Source organism: Siminovitchia acidinfaciens (genome assembly GCF_003605385.1).
In the GTDB taxonomy this organism is placed as follows: Bacteria; Bacillota; Bacilli; order Bacillales; family Bacillaceae_C; genus Siminovitchia; species Siminovitchia acidinfaciens.
On record NZ_QYTV02000001.1, the window covers coordinates 890480 to 914936 of the forward strand.

Sequence of the window (24457 nt, forward strand, 5' to 3'; positions counted from 1 at the left end):
CGAAAACCAATGGATTTAGCCAGCTTTTGATCTTGGCACAGAAGTTGCAATATTATGTAGCAAGGCTTTTGAACTGCCTTATATTTAATTGATTAGGGAGGAATTATGAATGGCAGAGGTTATTAATAAAGCAGCACCTACAAAGAGAGATTATGAAACTTTGGTAGAACTGGATAAAAAACATTTCTTGCATCCAACATCTCCAATTAAGCAACAGCAGGAAGATGGACCTGCTTTTATTTTCACCGAAGGAAACGGCATTTACTTAAAAGATATACATGGCCAGGAATTGATTGACGGCCTTTCTTCACTTTGGAATGTAAACATAGGACATGGCCGAAAAGAGTTGGGACAGGTTGCAGCTGAACAAATGTCCAAGCTTGCTTTCAGCTCCACGTTCGCTACATTCAGTCACGAGCCCGCTATTGAATTAGCAGCTAAGATTGCTGAAATTACACCTGGCGATTTAAACACTGTATTCTTTACTTCCGGTGGATCTGAATCCAACGATACTGCATTCAAATTGGTCCGCCACTACTGGAAGCTGAAGGGACAGCCTGAGAAAAAGAAAATTGTATCACGCAGAAAATCCTACCATGGCGTTGCAATGGGAGCAACAAGTGCGACTGGATTACAGCCATTTCGTGACTTTACAACATCATTGGCTCCTGATTTCTATTATGTGGAAAGCACACCAGAATCGTTCCGTGCATTTATCGAAGCTGAGGGTGCGGAGACAATTGCAGCTTACATTTCTGAGCCGATTCAAGGAACAGGCGGCGTTATCATGCCTCCAAAGGATTATTTCAAAGAGATCAAAAGTATCTGTGAAGAGAACAACATCCTTTTTATTGCGGATGAAGTTATCACAGGTTTTGGCCGGACAGGAACATACTTCGGCGTTGAGCAATTCGGTATTGTCCCGGACATCATGTCAGTGGCAAAAGGAATTACAAGCGGATATGCGGCACTTGGCGGCGTAATCATCTCTGAAAAAATCCACCAAGACTTGATCGATCTGTCAGATGGATTGTTCATGCACGGCTATACGTACAGCGGTCATCCTACAGCCTGTGCTGTTGCATTGAAAAACATCGAAATTATCGAAAATGAAGGATTGATCGACAATTCCAAAGCGATGGGTGAAAAAATGCTTGAAGGCTTCAAGCGTATTCAGGATAAGCATGAAATTGTCGGAGAAGTACGTGGTTTAGGGCTCATGGGAGCAATCGAGATTGTCGAAGACAAAGAAACAGGCGAAAGATTTGCTGAGCCGCTTGCCCCTTCAATAGTAGCGGAATCATTGAAGCGCGGCTTGATCCATCGCGGTGTAATCTATGAAGGTGCTGATACTCTTATTTTTGCACCGCCGCTTAATATCAACGAAGAAGAAGTAGAAAAAATGATTCAAATCATTGATGAAGCAATAACAGCTGCAAAAAGCAATGTAAAATAAAGAAAAAGGGCATCCGTCTCTAATGGATGCCCTTAATTAGTTTAATTATTTAATAAACTTATTAATTTTTCTGCTTGCCGTCGACTGGTCGATACCAAGCAATTCTGCAACTTTATATGAGCTCTTATGAACTTCGTAGGCTTTTCGGATTAATTGCTTTTCCATCTCATCTCTTACTTGCTTAAGGGGTGCAATATCCTTCACGACGACGATGGCATCGTTGGCCTCCCTGTACCGAACTTCCTCGGGTAAGTCATCAAAGGTTATTTCATCGTTTTCAGAAGTCACAACAAGCCGCTCGATTAAATTTTCCAATTCCCTTACGTTTCCTGGCCAGTGATATTGAACAAGTGCATTCTCCGCTTCCAAAGAAAAGGTAGTGGATGTATGATATTTTTCCTTCATTTTTTCCGCGAAAAAATCAATTAGATGGAGGACGTCCTCCGGTCTTTCTCTGAGCGGAGGAATATGGATTGGAACGACATTTAATCTATAGTACAAATCCTCTCGAAAAGTACCTTTGTTTATGAGTTCTTTTAAATTTTTATTTGTAGCGGCAATAATTCGTATGTCCACTTTCACGGAAGCTGAACTGCCTACTGGTTCAAATTTTCGCTCTTGCAAAACTTTCAACAACTTCACTTGCAGATTAAGAGGCATTTCACCTATTTCATCTAAAAAAAGCGTTCCTCCATTGGCTTGTTCTATAAGCCCTTTTCTTCCTTTTTTATCCGCTCCTGTAAAGGCTCCGCTCTCATAACCAAATAACTCGGATTCCATCAGGTTTTCCGGTATGGCACCACAATTTATATGAATGACCGGATTGTTTTTACGCGGGCTATTATCATGGATGAACTTGGCGATTACTCCTTTTCCGACACCTGATTCACCTGTAATCAATATTGTTGAATCTACTTTAGCGATTTTATTCGCCATATTGAGCACCTTGCGCATCTTGGGAGAAATGGCGACAATGTCTGTTTCAGGTGGAGTGTTAAAGCCTTGAAGTTTTTCCAATTCGGATTTATATGCATTTAATAAAACTTCGCTTCTTTCAATCTTTTTTCTCAAGTTCTTAATCTCAGTAATATCTCTTCCGGTAAAAATGATATGTGTCATGTTGCCGTCCACGTCAAATACAGGATTGGCGATGACATGTGCGGTTTTCCCTGAAATCGTCCGCTGGATCATGGACACTTTTTCATTTCGTTTTTTAACAACCGGAAATAGGGAAGGAGAGAAAAGTCCTTTTTTAACAAGTTGGTTGACAGCATTGCCAATAATATCTTCAGGCTTTTTTCCATAAAGAGCTTTTCCAGCTGAGTTGACAAACAGAGTATGTCCTTCAGAATCCGTAATGAATATTTCATCTTGTGAAGAATTGAGAATATCTTCAATTGGCAGATCTGTTAGTTTTGTATCCCTTAGCTCCGTCATAGGTTCCGTAGGATGAATGATGCATATAGTTTGCTGCAGTTCATTATCTTTCTTGGCGGAAAATGAAAAAGATTTATTATTAATCAAAATTTGCTGTTCATGATAAGTATTATCAGAGGGCAATTTATTTAAAGGAATTATTCCTGAAAAAGGCTGATTGATAATTTTCGGTACGGCAAGTCCAATTAATTCCGCAGCTGTCTGATTACATACTGTGATCAGTCCATTTGCAGCAATAACCAAGACGCCTATTGGCAGTTTATTAAAAACATCCTCATATTGTTGAAGTTTGGCGCTTTCAAGCATTACTCATCCACTCCCACAGCATATATTCCTTTTTAAAGATTATGGATATTGTATCACAAGGCAGGAAGCGGCGATAATGAAAATAAGCCGTCTCTTAAGAGAAGACGGCTTATTAACTCAATTTATTTTGGTATGTTCTTCGTGTCTTTCAAATCATCCTGCACCGTCCGCTCTGACAATTCGACTCCAGAATTATACGCAGCTCTACTGATGATATGTCCTGCCACAGGAGCAGTGACGAAAATAAGGATAATCCCTAGCAAAATCCGTGAATGGATGATTCCTTCATAAAAGTAAAAGAAAAGCAATGTTCCCAATAAAGTCGACATCACCCCAAGCGTTGTCGACTTCGAGGCTGCGTGATTCCTTGTATAAGCGTCCGGGAGCCTCATAACACCAAAAGAGGAAACCAGGCTTAAAAATACACCGATCAGTATAAACACGGCTACGATAATTTCAGCGGTTGCGCTCATATTCAACGATGACTCCCTTCTCAAGAAACTTAGAGAAAGCCACTGTTCCGATAAAGGATAGGATTCCAAGCAGCAAAATGACATCGAGATATGCGGTTGTCGCGAGCAGCATGGACATGAGGCCGGTAATGGCAATCAAATTAATTCCCATTGCATCCAGCGCGATGACCCGATCTGGAGTCGAGGGTCCTTTAATAACGCGTACCAATAGAATAAAAGAAGACACCGCAAACCCGATCAGAGCCATTTTGATAACTATACTTAGCATTAGCGGCTCACCTCCATGATCGCTTTTTCAAACGAACCTCTAATATCTTCTATCGCTTCTTCTGCATCCTCTATATCCACGGCGTGCACATAAAGGATTTTATTATCGGGAGATATATCGACAACAAGCGTTCCAGGCGTCAGCGTAATCAAATTTGCCAGAAGTGTGATTTCCCAATCGGATGTCAGCTTTGTTTCCATTGCAAAAATACCAGGGCGGATGTTCAGCTTTGGCTGCAAAACCACTTTGAGGACCGCCAGATTGGATAATAGAAGTTCCCTTAAAAAAATCAAGATGAGCTTGATAATGGAATAGATACGATAAACATAAAATCGTGATGAAAAAAATCTGCGCATAAAAAATATGACAAGCATTCCAAGCAGGTAGCCGATTATAAATGTGGACGTCTCCATCGAACTTTCAAAAAACATCCACGTGAAAGCGAGCAAAAAGTTCAGTAATATTTGAAATGCCAACGGACCTCTTCCTCCTTTGCACGGTGAGATTTGGAGTTAATTTAAAAAGTATACTTTCATTTCAGTTTAAAAGTTGTCCAGCTCCGACGGACAGGATGTCCTAGTGCCGCCGACGCCACAGGATGTGGCGTCGGCGGCCAGCGCCTAGCCCCTCGAGGTCACAAGCTGCAAGGAAGTAGACTCAGGAAGAATGTGCTCCTGCGCCAAAGCTTATTCGCGGAAGTCTTGTTCAGCTCGTCGCAAAGCTCCACGTAGCATACTCCGGGACGCTTCACATGAGGTGATTGAAGTCAGTAGCTTCCCTGTGGTGGCTTAAGAACTACCTCCTCGGGAATTGTCTTGTGCTTGTCGGGGCTGATCAAGGCGCTTCCGCATTTCTTAACACGGCCTCAATATAGACTCTAGGGTCGATTAATGCTTCAACAGCCTGAACAATATACATATTCATCCATTCGGAGAAGACACCGTAGGAAATGGCTGAAATGACGAGTATGATGATCGGTAATAACATGCTGCCGATTTTCAGCTCGGGTTTCTTTACGCTACCTGCAGGATCTCCCCAGAATCCATTGATGAACACCCGCATCAATGAATACAGTACAAACAGGCTGGACATGAGGATAATCAAAGCACCAACAAGGTCGCCGTTTGAAAAACCGCCGTTTACAATCAGGATTTTACCGACAAACCCGCTAAGCGGCGGAATCCCGGCAAGCGCCAATACTGAGATGAAAAAAGACCATCCTACTAGCGGATAATGTTTGATCAAGCCGCTGAATTTAGAGTAATCGCTAGATCCGGTAATAAAAATGATAAGCCCCACCAAAAGGAAGAGGACTGCCTTGATGATCATGTCATGAATCAGGTAAAAAACAGATCCGGTCAAAGCGTCGGCGTTCATCGCCCCAATTCCATATGTGATGACTCCGATGGCAATGATAATGTTGTAAATAACAATTTTTTTCATATCTTTATACGCGATGGCAGCTATTGACCCTAAGACAACGGTCACCAATGACAGGATGGTTAAAAGCTCATGAGTGAATCCTATATCGTGATAGAAAAAGAGTGTATATGTTCGTAAGATCGAATAGACTCCAACTTTCGTAAGCAATGCGCCGAATAAGGCCATGATAGGAGCGGGCGGTGCGTAATAAGATCCCGGCAGCCAAAAGAACAAAGGGAAAATGGCCCCTTTCAGCCCGAACACGATTAGGAACAGGACCGCAAGAACTGTCAATATGGCAGGCTGGTCCACTTCTGCAATCCTTTGTGAAATGTGCGCCATGTTCAATGTCCCGACAATGGAATATAAATAGGCGACTGCAATGACAAACAGAGCAGATGAAGTAATATTCACCAAAATATATTTGATCGATTCCCGCAGCTGTATTTTTGTTCCGCCAATAACAAGTAGTACATATGAAGACATGAGCATGACTTCAAAAAAGACGAACATGTTGAAAATATCGCCGGTAGTGAATGCCCCGTTGACACCAACAACCAGGAATTGTACAACAGGATAATAAAAGTTGCTCTCTCTTTCTTTTCCAATAGAGCTGAAAGAAAAGAGAATGCAGCAAAGTGTAATAAAGGAAGTGGCTGTCACAAGAAGGGCAGACAGCATGTCAGAAACAAGTGTAATGCCGAATGGGGCCTGCCAGCTTCCAAGGTCCAGCGTTTGAATTCCCTCATTATAGACTGTCTGAATAAGAATGATGGATGCCACAAGGGTTCCAGCTGTTGCAAGCGTGGAAATCCAACGCTGGACGGCAATTTTATTTTTGAAAAAAATCAATATGACCGCTGTTACGAATGGAATGATGATGGGCAAAATTAACAAGTTGATCATTTATTCCGTACCTCTCATCTCATCTATGTTATCTGTCCCCAGCTCTTGGTATGCCCTGTAGGCCAGAACGAGGAAGAAAGCGGTCACGCCGAAACTGATGACAATTGCCGTTAGAATTAATGCCTGTGGAATGGGATCCGTATATGCTTTCGCCTGTTCACCAAGAAGGGGAACCGTTCCTTTTTTTAAACCGGCCATGGTTAGAAGCATCAAGTGGGCCCCGTGGCTTAATAAACCGGTCCCTATAATGATGCGGAGCAGACTTTTCGATAACATCAAATAAACGGCGCTTGCAAACAAGAGTCCAATTAATACCGACATGAAGATTTCCATTATTCTCCCTCTCCTATCGTTTGAATAATGGTCAGCGTTGAGCCAACGACAACTAAATATACCCCGATATCAAACAGCACCGCCGTATGGAGATGTGTTTTCCCAAGTAACGGGAGGGTAAATTCCCCGAATGCATGCGTTAAAAATGGAACATCGAACAAGAAGGAACCCACCCCGGTTCCAACCGCGAATAACAAGCCGACAGCCACCATTATTTTAAAATCGATCGGCAGGCTGTTGGCAACACTTTTAATATCATAAGCCAGGAGCAAAAGAACGATAGCCCCCGAAGTCAGCAGCCCGCCGACAAAGCCGCCGCCCGGATTGTTATGGCCGGCAAAAAATATATGGAGGGCAAACATTAAAATGATGAAGGAAACAATCTTAGTTACTGTCTGTAAAATGATGTCGTTCGTTCTCATGTGTCCTCCCTCCTTGACAGCCTAAGTTTGATCATACCGTAAATACCAAGGGCGGCGATACCGAGTACCGCAATTTCAAACATTGTATCAAAGCCCCGGAAGTCTACAAGGATGACATTGACCATATTCAACCCGCCGGCTTTTTCGGCTGTGTTTTCAATATAGTATTGTGCTATCGACTCAAACTTCCTGTTGCTCAACGCCGAAAAGGCAATGACTGTAACAATTACCCCAACACCCGCCGCCACCAGGGCATTTGTCAGTTTGAAACCCATCCGCTCCTCTTTGCGGTTGATTTTCGGCAAGTGATAAAAGGCGAGCAAGAATAGAGCCACGGAAATGGTTTCAATAACAAGCTGGGTCAAAACAAGATCTGGAGCCCTAAAAAGGACAAAGAACAATGCCACAGTGTATCCGATGGCTCCCAATGCAATAATGGACGTCAATCTTGATTTTGCAACCAAAATGGTAATGGATGCCCCGGCGATTATTACCCCAAGTACTACTTCATATAATCCCATGGGGGCCAAGCCATCTGTCGTAAATGCGAAGGCATTTTTTTGGATAATGGAAAAACTCAATATTCCCACCATGGATACAAATATATAAATCATGTACGTCCGAATGGAACCATTCATATAAGAGTTAGTCACACTGAGTGATCCACTTTCCGCCCGAATCAGGCTTTGGTCATACAAATGGTTAAGCGCCAGCTTTTTCGGAAACAAACCGTATATTCTTTCCCACTTGGGCAGTGTCACATATAAGAAAGCTCCAACAATAACGATGCCAATTGTCATGTACAATTCGGGTGTAAGCCCGTGCCAAAAGCTGATATGTGTACTGAACGACTGACCAGCATCGATAAGTGCAGGCGAAATGGCATTAGCTGCAGGCTCAATGATCGATGTGGAAAGGATGTTTGGAAAAAGTCCGAAAACGATGACAAGTGCTCCTAAAATAATAGGTGAAACAAGCATCCCAACAGGTGCCTCATGCGGATTCTTTTCCAATTTCTCCGGCTGATAAGTCCCGGTGAAAGTTTTAAACAGGAGCATCATACTGTAAACAAAAGTAAAAACGCTTCCGACCCAAGCCAGCACCGGAAACAATGCGCTCCATGTCTCCATATTGAAAATATCAAGTGATAGAACATTCACCATGGCTGCTAAGAACATCTCTTTGCTAAGAAAGCCGTTAAAAGGAGGCAGGCCAGCCATCGAAAAAGTTCCAATCAAGGCGATTGTAAAAGTGACAGGCATGATTTGCATTAACCCGCCAAGCCTGCGGATATCGCGAGTACCTGTTTCATGGTCGACAATCCCGGCAACCATGAATAAGCTCCCTTTGAATGTCGCATGGTTGATCAAATGGAATACAGCTGCAAAGGTTGCGGCCATATATAAATTATCGTCCAAATAATCATAATGGAGGGCAGCCGCACCAATTCCGAGCAGTGACATGATCAAACCGAGCTGGCTTACTGTAGAAAATGCCAAAATCGCTTTTAGATCCGTTTGCTTTACCGCGTTAAAAGAACCCCACGCTAAAGTGAATATGCCGAAACCGGCTACGAGCCAAAGCCAAAGTCCATGCTCAGCAAAAACAGGGCTTAGGCGTGCCACAAGGTAGATTCCTGCTTTTACCATCGTTGCCGAATGAAGATAAGCACTTACAGGTGTCGGCGCTTCCATTGCATCCGGCAGCCAAATGTGGAAAGGAAATTGCGCAGATTTAGTAAATGCCCCAAATAATACTAAAATCAATGCAGGGATGAATAAAGGGTCCCCATAGATGCCGTCCGCTATTGATATGATCTCCCTGATACTGAAAGATCCAGTCATCAAATAGAGAAGCAGAAAGCCCCCAAGCATGGCCAATCCGCCGAAAACGGTGATCAACATGGATTTTTGAGCACCGTATCGCGAGCGTTTTTTATGGTACCAATAGCCGATTAAAAGAAAAGAAGAGAAAGAAGTGAGCTCCCAGAACGTATAAAGGACAATCAAATTATCTGAGAGTACGACACCGAGCATGGCTCCCATGAACATGAGCAAATAGACATAGAAGCTGCCCAAGTCTTCTTTTTCTTTTGAAAGGTAATAGATCGAGTAGAGCGAAACAAGCGATCCGATCCCTGTAATCAGCAGGGCAAATAGTAAACCGAGTCCGTCCACATAGGCAGTGAAGTTGATGCCAAGTGAAGGGATCCAGTTTACGGTTTCTTGAATGCCGCCATGTTGAATGTCCGGCAAAAACCGCAGGAAATAAATAAAAAGGATGATGGACAGGCCTAAGACAAACCAGCCTGTATGTATGAGGTTCAATCTTTTAAACAGGAACGGAATGAAACATGCAAACAACAGCGGTGCAATAATTGCGAAATGTAAAAGTGACAAATCATCTCCCCCTTCTACCTAGTATGATTCCCAAGCCACTGAAATAATTTATCTATTGGCCCACAGAAATTATAACGTAGTTATTCACCTGTTTCATTGCAGTCGTTTGAAAAGCATTTTTTTGCTTCTAAAGATATTAAATAGGTAGAGACGCATTTTTTCGATGAAAAGTGTCATAGAATGTTCACAATTATAGCAGGAGAAAATAGGGGGATTTCAGCATTTTTAGACAAAAAAAGGAAGCTCCGTTGACCGGATGCTTCCCTATCAATCAATAAATTTCTTTTACCTTTGCATGGCTTTGCTTCATGCTCCACCAAAGCAGCCCGAAAGCCAGTAAAAATAACAGGCCGGTCACATAGAATACAGAAGATATGCCCATATATCCCGCAATTATGCCGCCTATCAGTGGGCCGGCCACATTACCTAGGAATCGGAAGCTCTGGTTATATCCAAGGACTTCCCCTTGAAGCTCATACGGTGCTTCCATCCTGATATAAGCCGTTATACATGGAAGCATTCCCCCAATAGCCATTCCAAATAGGAATCTCAAAATGACGAGTTGCCAAAGCTCAGTGACGAGAGCCTGTGGAACAATCAAAATGGCGGCTAGGATGAGGAGGATCATCATCACTCTGTCATAGCCGATATCATCGCCAAGCTTTCCCCACTTCCTTGTTAGGAGCAGGTTGCCAAATCCGGTGGCGGAAAAAGCGAGTCCAGACAATAAAGCGACACTATCCGCCCTTGTAAGCTCACTGACGTAAAGCGATAGAAGCGGCTGGATGCTGAATAAGCCTGCCTGGATAATGAATGCAATAGCCATGACACTGACCAGCATCCTGCGCTGTAAAATAAGCTGAATGACAGCTTTCCTCGATCGACGTATCCTTCCCTTTTGTTGATCGTCACGTGGCTTTTCAACGATTCCGATTATGACAACAATCGTCGCCAGTACAATCGCAAGTGAAGTAATAATAAACGTATATTGGAATCCGAATGAATCAGCCATCAATCCGCCGATTAGAGGCCCAAATAAAGTTCCAGCCACTGTGCCCATCTGCAATGTTCCAAGGGTTTCCCCCGCTTCTTTTTTAGGGGTTTGTTTTGCGATAAGTGCAACAGAAGTCGGAATGAAACCAGTGACGATTCCCATGACCAATCGCAATAAAAAAAGCCCATGAACATGATGCATGAACCCCATTAAGAAGATGCTTAAAGCAATCCCTAGACCATTAATAATTAATATCGGCTTAAATCCGTATTTATCTCCGATGCGACCCCAAATGGGAGACATAAAAAAAGCTGTCAAAAAAGTGACTCCAAAAATGAAGCCAGCCCAGCGCTGGACATATTCTGCACTGAAATCTCCAAATGTCTTAATGTACAAAGAAAGGAACGGCAACACCATGGTCATGCTTGCTGCAATAATAAAATTACATATCCACATGATCCATAAATTGCGTTTTTCAATACTGATAAAAAACACCTTCTCAATTGAAAGTTATTTCGTGTACCTAAACATATTATAACCCGGCCAAGGGAAAATTCAACTTAGGGAGCTTTGTTAATAGGTGCTGCAGGTAAACTTTGGGAGTGCTCAAAAGGCAATACCCCAAAGGGGGAGAGTGTTCCGGTTAAAGCGAATGGTAGACTTGCCACAGCAAAGATTATTTCATCAAAATGAAGAGTGAATTGGCGCAAACGAAGAGTATTCATGAAAAGAAGAGTAAGTTAGCGCAAACGAAGAGTATCCATGAAAAGCAAAGAGTAAGTTAGTAATAGCGAAGAGATTCATAAAAATTGAAGAGTAAGCTGAAAAAAATGAGCTTGCGTCCCATCAATATGAACTACCGAGCCCAGTCCCCCAAGTGCAGAAATGAGCCTACCTACATAAAAAAGCTGAATCCTACAGATTCAGCTTTTGGCAATATTTGGCCATTCAAGGCCGTACATCAATTCATATTCACGGATTAATACCTTTAAAGCTTCGAGACTCCGATTACTGAAAGGATCCTCGGGCTTCGAGGCCAGTTCTTCATATAGTTTCTGGACTGCTTCCTTTAGACTGTCTTCGTATTTTGGAATTTCATCTTCATATGGGCGCACCATATTGGACGGCACCTGAATCTGTTCCCGGAAGGCATGTGCCTTTCTTTCATGGAAGAATGGGACCTCCACTTCCCTGGGATGATGAAGATTTCCCTGCATTGGATGCTTCAATACAGCCAGTACCCGTACAATACATATATCCTGCCGGACTTCGGTAATTTCCCCTATGTATGAACCGGTTTTTCTAAAAGCCCTGACTATTTGACCATTTTCCATCGATTGATCACCTCTATGCTTCTATTATGGCTGACCTATGGTTAAAATGGAAGAATGATGAATTTTCGGCCTGCATGCTGTAAAGTAATCAGTGGAGGTTTGCAAGTTGAAAAAGTGGAATCTTTTAATTAGTTGTTGGATAATTTTATTTCTGGCTGCCGGATGCGGCCAAAAAGAAAAATCAGAAGAGAAAAAAGGAGATGCAAAAATGTCAGAACAAGTGACTTACCCACAATTGACAACTGAGGTTGCAGAAAATGAAAAAGTTGTTCAAATGAATACGAATCTCGGATCTATTAAAATTAAATTGTTCCCTGAACAAGCTCCGAAAACCGTTGAAAACTTCATTAAACATAGTAAAGACGGTTATTACAACGGAATTATTTTTCACCGTGTCATTAAGGATTTCATGATTCAGGGCGGCGACCCGACTGGAACGGGCAGAGGCGGAGAAAGCATTTACGGTCAGCCTTTCGAAGACGAATTTTCCAGAGATCTTTTTAACTTGCGTGGAGCTCTTTCTATGGCAAACGCGGGACCTGGTACAAATGGAAGCCAATTTTTCATTGTCCAAAACAGCCATATGGATTCAGGGATGAAAGGCCAAATGGAGAACGCGGGATTCCCGAAAGAAATCGTTGACGCTTATATGGAGCATGGCGGAACACCTCACCTTGACCACCGTCATACAGTATTTGGACAGGTCATCGAAGGCATGGATGTTGTCGATAAAATTGCTAATGTAGAGACCGGTATGGCTGATAAGCCTGTTGAAGATGTAACAATTGAAAGCATTGATATCATTAAAGAGTAAGTGTAAAGAAGCCGCCTTAGGGCGGCTTTCACACAATTGCCATCTTTCCTCTGTTGGAAGTGAGACAAGAGTTTGGCTATAATAAGGGTATACGCTTTAATGAGGAAGGGATGTTTAACGTGCTGTCCGTATTACAGTCATTCGTATTGTACATGCCGTTTCTATATTTTCCGGAAGACAAATCCGAATATATTCCAGCCGCGATTTCGATGGCCATTTTTGGCGTCGCTTGTGTTTTAACTTTCGTACTCATAAAAAGAGTATCGAAGAAACAAGAATTGAAAACGAAAGAAATAGAAGAGCGGATCAACCGTGAAAGAAACAGCAAACACGTATAAGCACCTGATAGGTGCTTTTTTTTATGGGGTCAGACACCAATTATTTGCCTCTGTCGTCCAAAATGTCCTGGATGATTTGCAGGTGAAAGGCAGTCCATGCCTTTTCTTTAAAGTGACCCAGCACACTCCCGGTTAATGCAATGAGATATAGAAATGCAAATACGGCCCAAAGCATACTGCCATCCTTAAATAAGACCTTTTGGAGTTTACTTGAAAATAAAAATAAGAGCCAGGGAATAGCAGTCACAAAGATTGGAATTATACCCACGCCATTTTTCTCTTTAATCATGCGGGAGCGGGCCAACTTAAGTGTGTAGCTGTCAAGGGATTCGTAAAAGCTAATGATTTCTTCTGTTTCTCTGAGCTCTTTTATAGAGTTTATGTCCTTTTTTTCTCGTAACTGTAAATATAGTTTATGTCCGTCGCCTCGAAAAGAAAACATCTTCTCACTCCCAACATCAATAACCCGGGCAGATTTAACTTCCTGTCATTTATTATAAGCGGAAGCAATGATGCGCAAACACTTCCTCGTCAAAGGATTTTGCGGCAGAGCTTTTCTGAACGAATAAACAAGTTTGCCCTTGGTTAAAATGGGGAGAAACAAAGCCGGGAGGGGACGAGCTTGAGGAAATACACTATTATTTTAATTTTTATTTTATTAATGGCAGGCTGTCAGAATCCACCGCCAAAGAAATTTGATGTTGATATGAAAAATCCGGACGGTGATTCTCTCGGAAAAATCACTTTTGAAGAACAGACCAAAGGCATTAAGCTCAAAGGCGAATTAAAAGGACTGCCTCCCGGGGAACATGCCATGCATATTCATGAAAAAGGATCCTGTGAGCCGCCTGACTTTGCTTCGGCCGGTGACCATTTTAATCCGGATAAAAAAGAGCATGGGCTATTGAATCAAAAAGGGCCGCATGCAGGTGACCTGCCGAATATCAGCGTAGATGAAGACGGGAAAGTGAAAATGGACGTGACAGCGAAGGATGTCACTTTCGAACAAAAGAAAAGCTCTCTTTATACGAAAGATGGAACGTCCCTTGTGATTCATGAGCAAGCTGATGATGGAATGTCGCAGCCGGCGGGTGACTCTGGAAACAGGATTGCCTGTGGTGAAATTACAAAAAATAAAAAGCCGGCGAAGTAAGAATAGCGCAAGCGCTCGTTTAGCGAAGTCTGCTAGTCGCTGAGCGTTGGAGCTAGACAGGGAAATATTATCGACAGGTGTAGAATTTTATAATTTCCTGAACCAGGACAAAAAGAGCGGCCTATATAGGTCCGCTCTTAATATTAGTCAACAAGCGCTATCTTTAATCTTCTCACGCCTTCTATCACTGTCTCTTTTGGACAGGCAACGTTCATCCGGATAAAACCTTCCCCTCCCGGGCCATACGCGTTTCCAAAATTCAATGCCAGTCTTCCTTTTTCCAGGATTCGTTTTTTCAACTCAGCATCTGACAACCCTAGTTTGCGGCAGTCAATCCAAACCAAATAGGTTCCTTCCGGATCAATGACATCCAATAAAGGGATCTGTGAGCCGATTTCTTCCTTAACATAGTCGATGTTGGACCGGATGTATTTCAACGCTCCATCAAGCCAGTTGCCGCCATGTGTATAGGCTGCTTCCATTGCAACGGCACCAAACGTATTCAACATGGAGAATCCTTCACTTGCTTGAACAACTGCCATTTTAGTCCGTAAGTTCTTATTTGGCACAACCATGAATGAAGCTTGTACCCCTGCAAGGTTAAAAGTCTTAGTCGGCGCCATGAGTGTCAGTGTGAAGTCGGCAAATGACTCATCCAATGACGCGAGTGGAATATGTTTATAAGGAGCAGCGACAAGATCGGCGTGAATTTCATCCGATACAATCAATACATTGTACTTTTTGCAAAGCTTCGCCAATCTTGTCAACTCTTCCTTTTCCCAAACCCTTCCGGCCGGATTGTGCGGGTTGCTCAGCAAGAATATTTTCACTCCGTTGCTCAGCTTCTCTTCAAAATCTTCAAAGTCTATTTCATATCGGCCGTTTTTCAAGACAAGTGGTGAATTGGCTACTTCTCTTGAATTTCTTTCAATCATATGGAAAAAAGGCGTATACACCGGTGATTGGACAAGGATTTTATCCCCCGGCTTTGTAAACGCTTGGATTGCAGTATGTACGGATGGAATCACTCCAGGGCTGTATAACAGCCACTCAGACCTGATATCCCAATCGTGGCGCATTTTTGTCCAATTGCAAATTGCCGCGGCCAAACGGTCGGTTACAATCGTATATCCGAAAACTCCGTGATCCACTCTTTCTCTAAAAGCGTCGATAACCTCTTGAGGGGGGCGAAAATCCATGTCTGCAACCCACATGGGAAGGAGGTCGTCCCTGCCAAACACTTTTTTCATCCCATCCCATTTCATAGAACGGGTATCTTTTCGATCGATGTTTACATCAAAATTAATCAATTGTCGCACGCCTTTCCTTCTCATTTTTAGCCATCATTATATGCTATTGATGAGAAGGGTGTCAGCTAATATGTCTCAACATTTAGAAAAGAGCGGATTTCTTGATAAACATCCTGGTATTGTTCCTCAGGTACGAGATGGCCGGTTTGTTTTAAGATTACGAGCTTTGCATGCGGCAAATCCTCGGAAAGCTTCTTTCCAATAGCGACAGGAACAATTTTGTCGTGTTCTCCCCAAACTAAGAGACACGGTGTTTGTATATTCTGTAAGGCTTCTTTAGGTAAGTCACCTTCGCGGTGTCTTAGTAAAAGGGCAAGTGCAGAAAAAATTCTTGGGTCCTCAAATTGGTTTGCATAACCTTGAATCATTGTTTCATCGATTATTGACTTGTCATAAACAACACTGTTCAAATTCCCGATTACACCTGTTTTTCCCAAATAGTATTTGACAAAGGCCGGAAAAAAAGGAAGGTAGGAAGCTAAAATGTGGTGTCGTTTTGCTCGGGCATAATAGCTGGAGCTTGAAAGGAGAATTCCCTTAACAATTTTTTCCGGTGCCTGACTCATCATATTCAAAGCGATCTGTCCGCCCATGGAGTGGCCGGCAACCGAAAATTTCTGGATATTGATTTTATCTAATAATTTTAAAACAGTTGCGGCAATGTTTTTATAGGAGTAATGGAATGTTTTGGATTTATCGCTAAATCCGAATGGCGGCAAATCCACCGAGATGACATGAAAGTCTCTGCTTAAATAGGGGACCAGCATCCGGAAGCTGAATGAAGAGGATAAAAATCCATGCAGGAGAACAATCGTATGTGCTGCGCGGAAATTTCCATATTCTTCATAGTAAATGTGAATGCCGTTGATGAATTCCTTTTTGCCCTCCAAGAAACTTCCCTCCTGATGCGAATCCCCCGATAAAAGAAAAATTCGTGGCTTAAAAAAGCCACGACCATTCATAAAAAGGGGGAATATTGGAATGTCCTACAGTATGATTATTACCTTTTTTATCTGTTTTAAACATCATTTCAAAGTTCTTTGCAAAGTTTAAGAAATTTTATTTTGGGAAAGAAGATGATACAATATGACTTTGATTTTTTACCATTTTTATGTTAGTATTTTCTATTGCGTTCATAGGAGAAAATTAAATTTAAATTAGGAGTGTTTTCATGACTGCAAAATATAATCAAGGTGACGTATTTACTGGGAAGGTGACAGGAATCCAGCCATACGGAGCATTTGTCGCACTGGACGATGATACCCAGGGCTTGGTCCATATTTCGGAAATTAGACATGGGTTTGTCAAAGACATCAACGAAGTACTTACTGTAGGAGACGAAGTGAAAGTTAAAGTACTTCAAATCAATGAAGAACAGGGAAAAATCAGCCTTTCCATCCGGGCATTGGAAGAAGAGCCGCCTGCAGAGGAAGCAAAGAAGCCCCGTGCACGCCGTCAAGGAAGCGTTAAGCTGGATGAGGTGGACCGTGAAGGGTTTAACACGTTAAAAGACAAGCTTCAAGAATGGATTGAAAAATCCGAGCGCGATGATTTGATTAAAAAATAATATGTTTCAAGCGAAGCTGACTTCCAATTATGGATTCAGCTTTTTTTGTGGTTTCTTACAATAAAATTTAATGCCCGTAGGTAACTTGCTAATCGGATTATACTACGTCCGGCTCGAGCAGCGCCTATTGTTCGGCTGCAACGCACAGGATGTGCTAGTGAAGCAAAGCGACAGGACGTCGCTGCCCTGAGCCTGCCGAGTGCCACCACCTTAAGGTTATAAGCCAATTTCCTTGGCGGCTGAAGTACTGCCTCCTCGGGATCGTTTTATTTGCCCGCTAACCAAGGTGTTTCCGCATTCGGCTATCTAGCTATAGTCGGCAGGGACACGAGGTCGCTTCTGTCAAGTAAGTGATATCAAAGAGCGACTTCACTGGCTTGACCTCCGACGGATAGGATATCCTAGTGACGCTGGCAGCACAGGATGTCTCGACTTTGGGCGGCCAGAACTTGTTGCCTCTAAGCTGACGGCTTCCGCTTTTCTGAACAGTCTCTACCTGGATGAACATGCGCTTAAATTTTTGTTTTGATTTAAATATGTATGAATAGCTTTTTTCACAATGCCGCATCCAGGAAAGAAACATATGTTTGTGCACAAAAATCAAATTTGATTAAATTTTTTAAATTCATAATCGAAATAACTTGAAAAATACCGTTTAATTCTTCATTCTTATATATGTAAGAGTCTTACTTTTGACCTGCGTTTATAACTCAATTATTAAGGCAACCTAATAAAGTGATTATAGAGGGAGGAAACAAGATGATTCCTTACAGACATGAACCATTCACGGACTTTTCAAAGGAGGGAAATAAAGAAGCGTTCGAGGCGGGGCTAGATCTCGTGGAAGGGTATCTGGGAAAGGATTATCCACTTGTGATCGGGGAAGAGCGGATTACTACTCATGAAAAAATCGTCTCCATTAACCCGGCAAGCAAAGAAGAGGTCATTGGGCGTGTTTCAAAAGCTGATAAAGATCTGGTTCAAAAAGCTATGGACAGTGCGTTGTCTGCCTTTGAAACATGGAAAAAGGTAAAACCTGAAATTCGTGCGGACGTTCTTTTTAAAGCCGCCGCCATCATAAGGCGGAGAAAGCATGAGTTTTCTGCTTTGCTTGTCAAGGAAGCAGGGAAGCCGTGGAATGAGGCTGATGCCGATACAGCTGAGGGCATCGACTTCTTGGAGTATTATGGAAGGCAGATGCTGGAACTGAAAGATGGGAAGAAAGTCGAGAGCCGTCCGGGGGAGTATAACCGCTATGATTATATTCCGCTGGGGGTAGGGGTTGTCATTTCTCCATGGAATTTCGCCTTTGCCATCATGGCCGGCACAACTGTTGCGGCAATTGTTTCCGGAAACACAGTCTTATTGAAGCCTGCATCAACCACACCTGTAATTGCAGCTAAATTCGTTGAGGTGATGGAAGAGGCAGGACTTCCGAAAGGTGTTTTAAATTATATACCGGGAAGTGGAGCAGAGGTAGGCGATTACCTTGTTGATCATCCAAAAACCCGTTTTGTCAGTTTTACAGGATCAAGAGAAGTCGGAATCCGTATTTACAAAAGGGCGGCGATCGTTAACGAAGGCCAAATGTGGTTGAAGCGTGTGATTGCTGAAATGGGCGGAAAGGATACGATAGTCGTCGACAGTAAGGCAGACCTTGAGCTGGCGGCCCAATCGATTGTCTATTCGGCTTTTGGGTTTTCAGGTCAAAAATGTTCTGCATGCTCCCGTGCGGTTATTGTAGCTGATGTATATGATCGGGTGCTTGAGCGGGCGGTGGAACTTACCAGGGAACTGAAGGTCGGGGATCCCGCTGATCAGGGGAACTTCATGGGGCCTGTAAACGACCAAAGTGCTTTTGATAAAATAATGGGCTACATAGAAATAGGCAAAAAAGAGGGCCAATTGATGATTGGTGGAGAAGGGGACGATTCAAAAGGTTATTTTATCCAGTCGACTATTATTGCGGGAGTTGATCCGAAAGCCCGCATCATGCAAGAAGAAATATTCGGTCCTGTTGTCGCTTTTGCAAAAGCGCACGACTTCAATCATGCTATTGAGATTGCCAACAATACAGAATATGGATTGACCGGGGCTGTCATTACGAATAACCGGATGCATATGGAGCAGGCTCGTGAAGACTTTCATGTAGGAAACTTATACTTTAACCGGGGCTGTACAGGAGCGATTGTAGGTTATCAGCCGTTTGGCGGCTTTAATATGTCGGGCACTGACTCCAAAGCGGGAGGACCGGATTACCTGCTCCTTCATATGCAGGCCAAAACGACATCGGAAATGTTGTAGGAAAGTTGCATTTGTTCCATCCCTCTGTTTCAATAGACAGGCTTTCATCATTTTATTAATAGGGGTTGAGGTCAATGTCGAAGACAGATCAAATCATTGAGCAGACCGAAAAATATGGAGCGCGAAATTATCATCCGCTGCCCATCGTCATCTCTGAAGCTGAAGGCGTGTGGGTCCACGATCCTGAAGGGAATCGTTATATGGATATGCTGAGCGCCTATTCGGCGGTCAACCAAGGCCATCGTCATCCGAAAATCATCAGGGCATTGAAAGACCAGGCAGAGAGGGTCACATTGACATCAAGGGCATTCCATAATGACCAATTGGGACCATGGTATGAAAAAATTACCCGATTGACAAATAAAGAAATGGCTCTGCCAATGAATACCGGTGCAGAGGCAGTTGAAACGGCTTTTAAAACTGCCCGCAGATGGGCCTACGATGTTAAGGGGATACCGGACAATCAAGCAGAAATCATTGCATGTGAGGGCAACTTCCACGGGCGGACAATGACAGCCGTTTCGCTTTCTTCAGAAAAAGAATACCAACATGGATTTGGACCGCTTCTGCCGGGAATCAAACTGATACCCTACGGAGATTTGGAGGCCTTGAAAAACGCCATTACGCCAAATACCGCTGCATTTTTGATAGAGCCCATCCAAGGTGAGGCAGGGGTGGTGATACCTCCGGAGGGCTTTTTAAAAGCCGCTTACGATGTCTGTAAGGAAAACAATGTATTGTTCATAGCAGATGAGATACAAGCAGGGCTTGGAAGATCAGGGAAAATGTTTGCCTCCGACTGGGAGGAAATTGAACCTGATATGTATGTATTGGGGAAGGCGCTCGGAGGAGGAGTATTCCCGATTTCATGCGTTTGCGCCAATGAAAATGTACTTGGTGTATTCAACCCTGGCTCACACGGGTCGACGTTTGGAGGTAATCCGTTGGCGTGTGCAGTTTCAATTGCTGCTCTGGAAGTGATTGAAAATGAAAATCTTTCAGACCATTCACTTGAACTTGGTGACTATTTTGTGTCAAAATTAAGAGAGATTGATAATCCAATAATTAAAGAAGTGAGAGGGAGAGGGTTGTTCATCGGAGTAGAATTACATGAAGCAGCCCGCAAATATTGCGAGGCGTTGAAAAACGAAGGTCTGCTTTGTAAAGAAACTCATGAAAATGTCATTAGATTCGCACCGCCCCTGGTCATTACCCGGGAAGAAGTCGATTGGGCGCTTGAACGTATTAAAAAAGTTCTATCCTAATGTTATAATGATAGTCGATTACTAAACAAAGAGGCGAGAAAAAGAGATGGCAGAAAATCTTAATTTACTTACATCAACACAACATGTTATTAAAGATAGCCTTAACAAGCTTGGGTTTGGCGAGGAAATGTATGAATTATTAAAAGAGCCGATTCGTATGCTGACCGTCAGAATCCCCGTAAAGATGGATGATGGATCGGTCAAGGTTTTTACCGGCTTTCGTGCTCAGCACAATGATTCAGTAGGCCCCACAAAAGGAGGAGTTCGCTATCATCCGGAAGTGACGGAGGAAGAAGTGAAAGCGATGTCCCTGTGGATGACGATAAAATGCGGCATTGTGAATCTTCCATATGGCGGCGGAAAAGGCGGAATCATCTGTGACCCTCGTACTATGTCAATGGGAGAAATCGAACGCCTCAGCCGTGAATATGTTCGTGCAATCAGCCAGATTGTGGGTCCGACAAAGGACATTCCGGCACCGGATGTATTAACGAACTCCCAGATCATGGCTTGGATGATGGATGAGTACAGCCGTCTCCGTGAAAATGACTCCCCAGGCTTTATTACAGGAAAACCGATTGTCCTAGGCGGATCGCAAGGAAGGGAAAAAGCAACCGCCCAAGGCGTGACAATCTGTATTGAAGAGGCGGCAAAGAAGCGAGGCCTTGACTTGAAGGATGCAAGAATCGTCATTCAAGGTTTTGGTAATGCAGGAAGCTTCCTGTCTAAATTCCTCTACGATGCAGGCGCAAAAATTGTCGGTATCTCTGATGCTTACGGTGCATTGCATGATCCTGACGGACTGGATATCGACTACCTATTGGATCGAAGAGATAGCTTTGGTACTGTGACCACATTGTTTGAAAATACAATATCGAATAAGGAATTATTCGAACTTGATTGTGATATTATCGTTCCGGCAGCAGTAGCCAACCAAATCACTGGTGAAAATGCTCCGAATATCAAAGCGTCCATCGTTGTTGAAGCAGCCAATGGCCCAACTACAGAAGAAGCAACGAAGATTTTGACTGAGCGTGGAATCCTCCTTGTTCCGGATGTGCTTGCAAGTGCCGGCGGAGTAACAGTCTCTTATTTCGAATGGGTGCAGAACAACCAGGGCTACTATTGGACAGAAGATGAAGTAAACGAAAGATTACAGGAAAAATTGGTTGAAGCATTTAATAATGTTTACAACCTTTCCCAAAGCCGCAGAGTCAATATGCGCCTTGCTGCATATATGCTCGGACTTCGCAATGTCGCTGAAGCGTCCCGCTTCAGGGGCTGGGTGTAATATAAATATAAAAAATGATTTTAACTGCCGCTGCTTTTGCAGCGGCAGTTTTTTTGTATATATAACTCTTTCCTAGGAACAATAATATAAAACACACCTGGGAGTGAAAATAATGATTCAAATTGAGTCTGCTATTGAGGGAAGGCGTTTTAATTTACATAAATTGGAGCAACTACTTAAACCACGAGGCTATACGATTGGGGGAAACTGGGATTATGATCGTGGGTTCTTTGACTATAAAATGGCCAATGATGAAGGGTATCAATTTTTGCGCGTGCCTTTTTCAGCTGTCGACGGTCAGTTGGATAAAAGAGGGGCTGTTGTTGAACTGGGTACGCCGTTCGTGCTTAACCATGTGTATCAAGCAGGACTTGATGACGGGCCTGATCCTGGAAACATGACTGCTTCTTTCAATCAGTTTGCAGAACCGGAAGATCCGGATGGTTCGGTGGATGACAAATACGTTGCAAAAGGGAGAGAGCTTGTCAGAGAACTGGAAACAGCGCTATCTATATAAGAGGTCTATTATGGGGAGGAGTGCTCCCCAACCAGTATTCCTAAAAAGATGCATAAAAAAGAGAACGAGGTACATACCCTACCTCGTCTAAGCCATATTACATTCAAGAATGTGGGAGTGATTAATGAAAGGGTGGCCACGAAAAGCACACCCTATAAATACATACAGATTTAATGTTTAGATTTGATTTGAATTGCTTCAATATCCTTGCACTTTACTAAAAACAGTTCATCGTGGCCTTCATGATGTTTTACAAATTCGGCACAGCACTCTCTCTCTTTAAAGCAGACGAACCTTACATTTTCAATCTTACTTGAGCTTTTTAAAAATAAAGTCACTCTCTCGTTAAACTCCAATCTTCTGATTCGTTCGCAAATGCAGCTTCTGCAATGTCTGTCTTCGCGATCTTCTTCCCGATGATGTCTGTCTTCGCGATCTTCTTCCCGACGATGTCTGCGGTGTTCTTCACGTTCGCAACCACAATCACCATCCCAACCCCAATCCCAATCACATCTCACATCACCGCACTCACATCTTAGTTCTCTTCTTCTATGTCTGCGTGATTCTTCCAGACCGAATTCACCTACTTCAAAGCGCACATTCACCACTCCTTATATTAGTTTAAAGGCTTTTAACCTTTAGTATTAATATATTGATGTATACAGAGGGCTGATTGGACAGATAGTCTGGTGAAAACAAACATTTTTAATAATATTGACTATATAAAAAGATCTTTGGTTTATTAGGGCTTACTTTAATCATCTGCTGTAATCATAAGAGAAATTTTAATTCATCTAATACAGTAAAAAACGTCAAATAATGCCCATCTGGGGAACAGTCGGGCATTATTTGACACTTAAGCCGGTGGATGATAGGATGATGATTTAATACGAATTGCCACAATGTCTTTGCATTTTACAAGGAAAAGCTCGTCATGGCCTTCATGATGTCTTATGAATTCGGCGCAGCACTCTCTCTCTTTAAAGCAAACGAATCTGACATCTTCAATTTTTCTCGAACTTTTTAAAAAAAGAGTTACTTTTTCGTTGAACTCCAATCGTCTAATTCGATCGCAAATACAGCTTCTGCAGTGTCTGCACTCTTGTTCTTCACGTTCCTCAAATCCCACAAGTATCACTCCTTAATAATTTTGTTAAGACTTTTTACCTTTGTTATTACTATATTGATGTGTGTATACGACTGATTGGACAAATAATCCGGTGAAAATAACCATTTTCTAATAGTGATGCCTAAAGTTAAAAATCTCTAACGATATTAGATTGTGCTATAATGAAATAATCAAATGTTGAGGTATGCTTTTAGAGAAAGAAGGAAGATATATGGAAATAGCCGCAACTATATTCGGCATCACTATTACAACAGCGGCAATGGTTGCTTTATTAAAAATTATCGCGATCGATATCGTACTTTCGGGGGATAATGCCGTTGTGATTGCAATGGCGACGAGGAAATTGCCTAAGGAGATGCGAAATAAAGCGATTGTTTGGGGAACTGCAGGAGCGGTGGTTTTGAGAATCGTATTTGCAGTACTTATTGTATGGCTTTTAAAAATTCCTTATGTTGATCTCATCGGAGGCCTCCTGCTTCTTTGGATTGCTTTTAAAGTACTTGTTGGCGGGGAAGACTCAACAACCGTATCGGCCCATGGCACTTTTAAAAAAGCTGTGGGAACAATTATCCTTGCTGATGTTGTCATGAGCTTGGATAATGTGGTGGCTGTTGCAGGCGCAGCGAATGGCCACGTCATTATGGTTGCTATTGGAGTGGCAATCAGTATTCCTATCATGATTTACGGATCTGTTTTTATTGTCAAAGCAATAGAAAAATACAGTTGGATTGCTTATATTGGATCTGGTATTCTGGCGTGGACAGCCGGGGAGATGATTCTAAGAGACAAATTGATCCAAGGCATCACTGAAATTTCCAATCAAACGGAAACGTATTTAGCCACTGGTGGCATTACAGTCTTCATTCTTTTGGCAGGTTATATGACAAATAAAAGAGGACAAGCCAAAAGGAAAGTCAGGCACTCTACTTAATAGAAATTATCCGGCCGGCGATTGCCGGTCTTTTCAATGATTAAAAAGTGTGATATCAGGCGCCTTGCGCCTTTTCTTATCTTTGATA

General features: G+C 42.7%; 24 protein-coding genes. 10 read left to right on the forward strand and 14 right to left on the reverse strand.

Features of this window, described 5'->3' with window-relative positions:
- Positions 1-109: 109 nt before the first annotated feature.
- Positions 110-1456: an aminotransferase family protein gene (locus D4T97_RS04115; protein ID WP_126047887.1), complete on the forward strand. Its 1347-nt coding sequence runs from the start codon at positions 110-112 to the stop codon at positions 1454-1456.
- A gap of 45 nt (positions 1457-1501) precedes the next feature.
- Here D4T97_RS04115 and D4T97_RS04120 read toward each other — a convergent pair whose 3' ends face one another.
- The 10 genes from D4T97_RS04120 to D4T97_RS04165 all read right to left on the reverse strand — a co-directional run bounded on the left by D4T97_RS04120 (position 1502) and on the right by D4T97_RS04165 (position 11750).
- Positions 1502-3199 carry a sigma 54-interacting transcriptional regulator gene (locus tag D4T97_RS04120; protein ID WP_126047889.1) on the reverse strand — a complete coding sequence of 566 codons (1698 nt, stop codon included), beginning with the start codon at positions 3197-3199 and terminating at the stop codon, positions 1502-1504.
- Positions 3200-3321: 122 nt separating this feature from the next.
- Entirely contained in the window at positions 3322-3672 is a 351-nt protein-coding gene (gene mnhG / locus D4T97_RS04125) for a monovalent cation/H(+) antiporter subunit G (protein ID WP_126047891.1), read from the reverse strand.
- Entirely contained in the window at positions 3656-3919 is a 264-nt protein-coding gene (locus tag D4T97_RS04130) for a Na(+)/H(+) antiporter subunit F1 (RefSeq protein ID WP_408021589.1), read from the reverse strand. Before D4T97_RS04130 ends, mnhG begins: the two co-directional genes overlap by 17 nt.
- Before the next feature lie 20 nt (positions 3920-3939).
- On the reverse strand, positions 3940-4416 hold the full coding sequence (locus D4T97_RS04135) for a Na+/H+ antiporter subunit E (RefSeq protein ID WP_126047895.1): 477 nt from the start codon (positions 4414-4416) through the stop codon (positions 3940-3942).
- A 358-nt stretch (positions 4417-4774) separates the two neighbouring features.
- On the reverse strand, positions 4775-6268 hold the full coding sequence (locus tag D4T97_RS04140; protein ID WP_126047898.1) for a Na+/H+ antiporter subunit D: 1494 nt from the start codon (positions 6266-6268) through the stop codon (positions 4775-4777).
- Entirely contained in the window at positions 6269-6601 is a 333-nt protein-coding gene (locus tag D4T97_RS04145) for a Na(+)/H(+) antiporter subunit C (RefSeq protein ID WP_126047900.1), read from the reverse strand.
- On the reverse strand, positions 6601-7023 hold the full coding sequence (locus D4T97_RS04150) for a Na(+)/H(+) antiporter subunit B (protein ID WP_126047902.1): 423 nt from the start codon (positions 7021-7023) through the stop codon (positions 6601-6603). Before D4T97_RS04150 ends, D4T97_RS04145 begins: the two co-directional genes overlap by 1 nt.
- Positions 7020-9422: a Na+/H+ antiporter subunit A gene (locus D4T97_RS04155; RefSeq protein ID WP_126047904.1), complete on the reverse strand. Its 2403-nt coding sequence runs from the start codon at positions 9420-9422 to the stop codon at positions 7020-7022. The genes D4T97_RS04150 and D4T97_RS04155 overlap by 4 nt, the downstream gene beginning before the upstream one ends.
- A 271-nt stretch (positions 9423-9693) precedes the next feature.
- Positions 9694-10902 (reverse strand): MFS transporter, encoded by a 1209-nt coding sequence (locus D4T97_RS04160; RefSeq protein WP_126048091.1) that lies wholly within the window; start codon positions 10900-10902, stop codon positions 9694-9696.
- A 437-nt stretch (positions 10903-11339) separates the two neighbouring features.
- On the reverse strand, positions 11340-11750 hold the full coding sequence (locus tag D4T97_RS04165) for a kinase-associated lipoprotein B (RefSeq protein ID WP_126047906.1): 411 nt from the start codon (positions 11748-11750) through the stop codon (positions 11340-11342).
- 106 nt (positions 11751-11856) lie between these two features.
- On the opposite strand from D4T97_RS04165, the gene D4T97_RS04170 reads away from it, so the two are divergent.
- Both D4T97_RS04170 and D4T97_RS04175 read left to right on the forward strand, forming a co-directional pair.
- Entirely contained in the window at positions 11857-12564 is a 708-nt protein-coding gene (locus tag D4T97_RS04170) for a peptidylprolyl isomerase (protein ID WP_126047908.1), read from the forward strand.
- 110 nt (positions 12565-12674) lie between these two features.
- Positions 12675-12902 carry a hypothetical protein gene (locus tag D4T97_RS04175; RefSeq protein WP_126047910.1) on the forward strand — a complete coding sequence of 76 codons (228 nt, stop codon included), beginning with the start codon at positions 12675-12677 and terminating at the stop codon, positions 12900-12902.
- A 40-nt stretch (positions 12903-12942) separates the two neighbouring features.
- Here D4T97_RS04175 and D4T97_RS04180 read toward each other — a convergent pair whose 3' ends face one another.
- On the reverse strand, positions 12943-13344 hold the full coding sequence (locus D4T97_RS04180; protein ID WP_126047911.1) for a hypothetical protein: 402 nt from the start codon (positions 13342-13344) through the stop codon (positions 12943-12945).
- A gap of 219 nt (positions 13345-13563) precedes the next feature.
- Between D4T97_RS04180 and D4T97_RS04185 the strand changes: the two genes are divergently transcribed.
- Complete coding sequence (locus D4T97_RS04185) at positions 13564-14055, forward strand: superoxide dismutase family protein (protein WP_126048093.1); 492 nt, start codon at positions 13564-13566, stop codon at positions 14053-14055.
- A gap of 143 nt (positions 14056-14198) precedes the next feature.
- On the opposite strand, the gene D4T97_RS04190 is transcribed toward D4T97_RS04185, so the two are convergent.
- A complete protein-coding gene (locus tag D4T97_RS04190) occupies positions 14199-15389 on the reverse strand; it encodes a MalY/PatB family protein (protein WP_126047913.1) in 1191 nt (396 codons plus the stop codon).
- A gap of 41 nt (positions 15390-15430) precedes the next feature.
- Positions 15431-16255: an alpha/beta fold hydrolase gene (locus D4T97_RS04195; protein WP_235872140.1), complete on the reverse strand. Its 825-nt coding sequence runs from the start codon at positions 16253-16255 to the stop codon at positions 15431-15433.
- A gap of 281 nt (positions 16256-16536) precedes the next feature.
- On the opposite strand from D4T97_RS04195, the gene yugI reads away from it, so the two are divergent.
- The 5 genes from yugI (at position 16537) to D4T97_RS04220 (ending at position 22309) form a co-directional block, all read left to right on the forward strand.
- Positions 16537-16932 carry a S1 domain-containing post-transcriptional regulator GSP13 gene (gene yugI / locus D4T97_RS04200; RefSeq protein ID WP_126047917.1) on the forward strand — a complete coding sequence of 132 codons (396 nt, stop codon included), beginning with the start codon at positions 16537-16539 and terminating at the stop codon, positions 16930-16932.
- A 759-nt stretch (positions 16933-17691) separates the two neighbouring features.
- Positions 17692-19236: an L-glutamate gamma-semialdehyde dehydrogenase gene (pruA, locus tag D4T97_RS04205; RefSeq protein ID WP_126047919.1), complete on the forward strand. Its 1545-nt coding sequence runs from the start codon at positions 17692-17694 to the stop codon at positions 19234-19236.
- Between the two features lie 74 nt (positions 19237-19310).
- Positions 19311-20501, forward strand: coding sequence for an ornithine--oxo-acid transaminase (locus tag D4T97_RS04210; RefSeq protein ID WP_213083719.1), 1191 nt, complete (start codon positions 19311-19313; stop codon positions 20499-20501).
- Positions 20502-20547: 46 nt separating this feature from the next.
- Entirely contained in the window at positions 20548-21792 is a 1245-nt protein-coding gene (locus D4T97_RS04215; protein WP_126047923.1) for a Glu/Leu/Phe/Val family dehydrogenase, read from the forward strand.
- Between the two features lie 112 nt (positions 21793-21904).
- On the forward strand, positions 21905-22309 hold the full coding sequence (locus D4T97_RS04220; RefSeq protein WP_126047925.1) for a YugN-like family protein: 405 nt from the start codon (positions 21905-21907) through the stop codon (positions 22307-22309).
- Between the two features lie 170 nt (positions 22310-22479).
- Here D4T97_RS04220 and D4T97_RS04225 read toward each other — a convergent pair whose 3' ends face one another.
- Positions 22480-22908, reverse strand: coding sequence for a hypothetical protein (locus tag D4T97_RS04225; protein WP_126047927.1), 429 nt, complete (start codon positions 22906-22908; stop codon positions 22480-22482).
- Positions 22909-23649: 741 nt separating this feature from the next.
- Here D4T97_RS04225 and D4T97_RS04230 point away from each other — a divergent pair.
- Positions 23650-24369, forward strand: a complete 720-nt coding sequence (locus D4T97_RS04230) for a TerC family protein (protein ID WP_206435528.1) — start codon at positions 23650-23652, stop codon at positions 24367-24369.
- Positions 24370-24457: the final 88 nt, after the last annotated feature.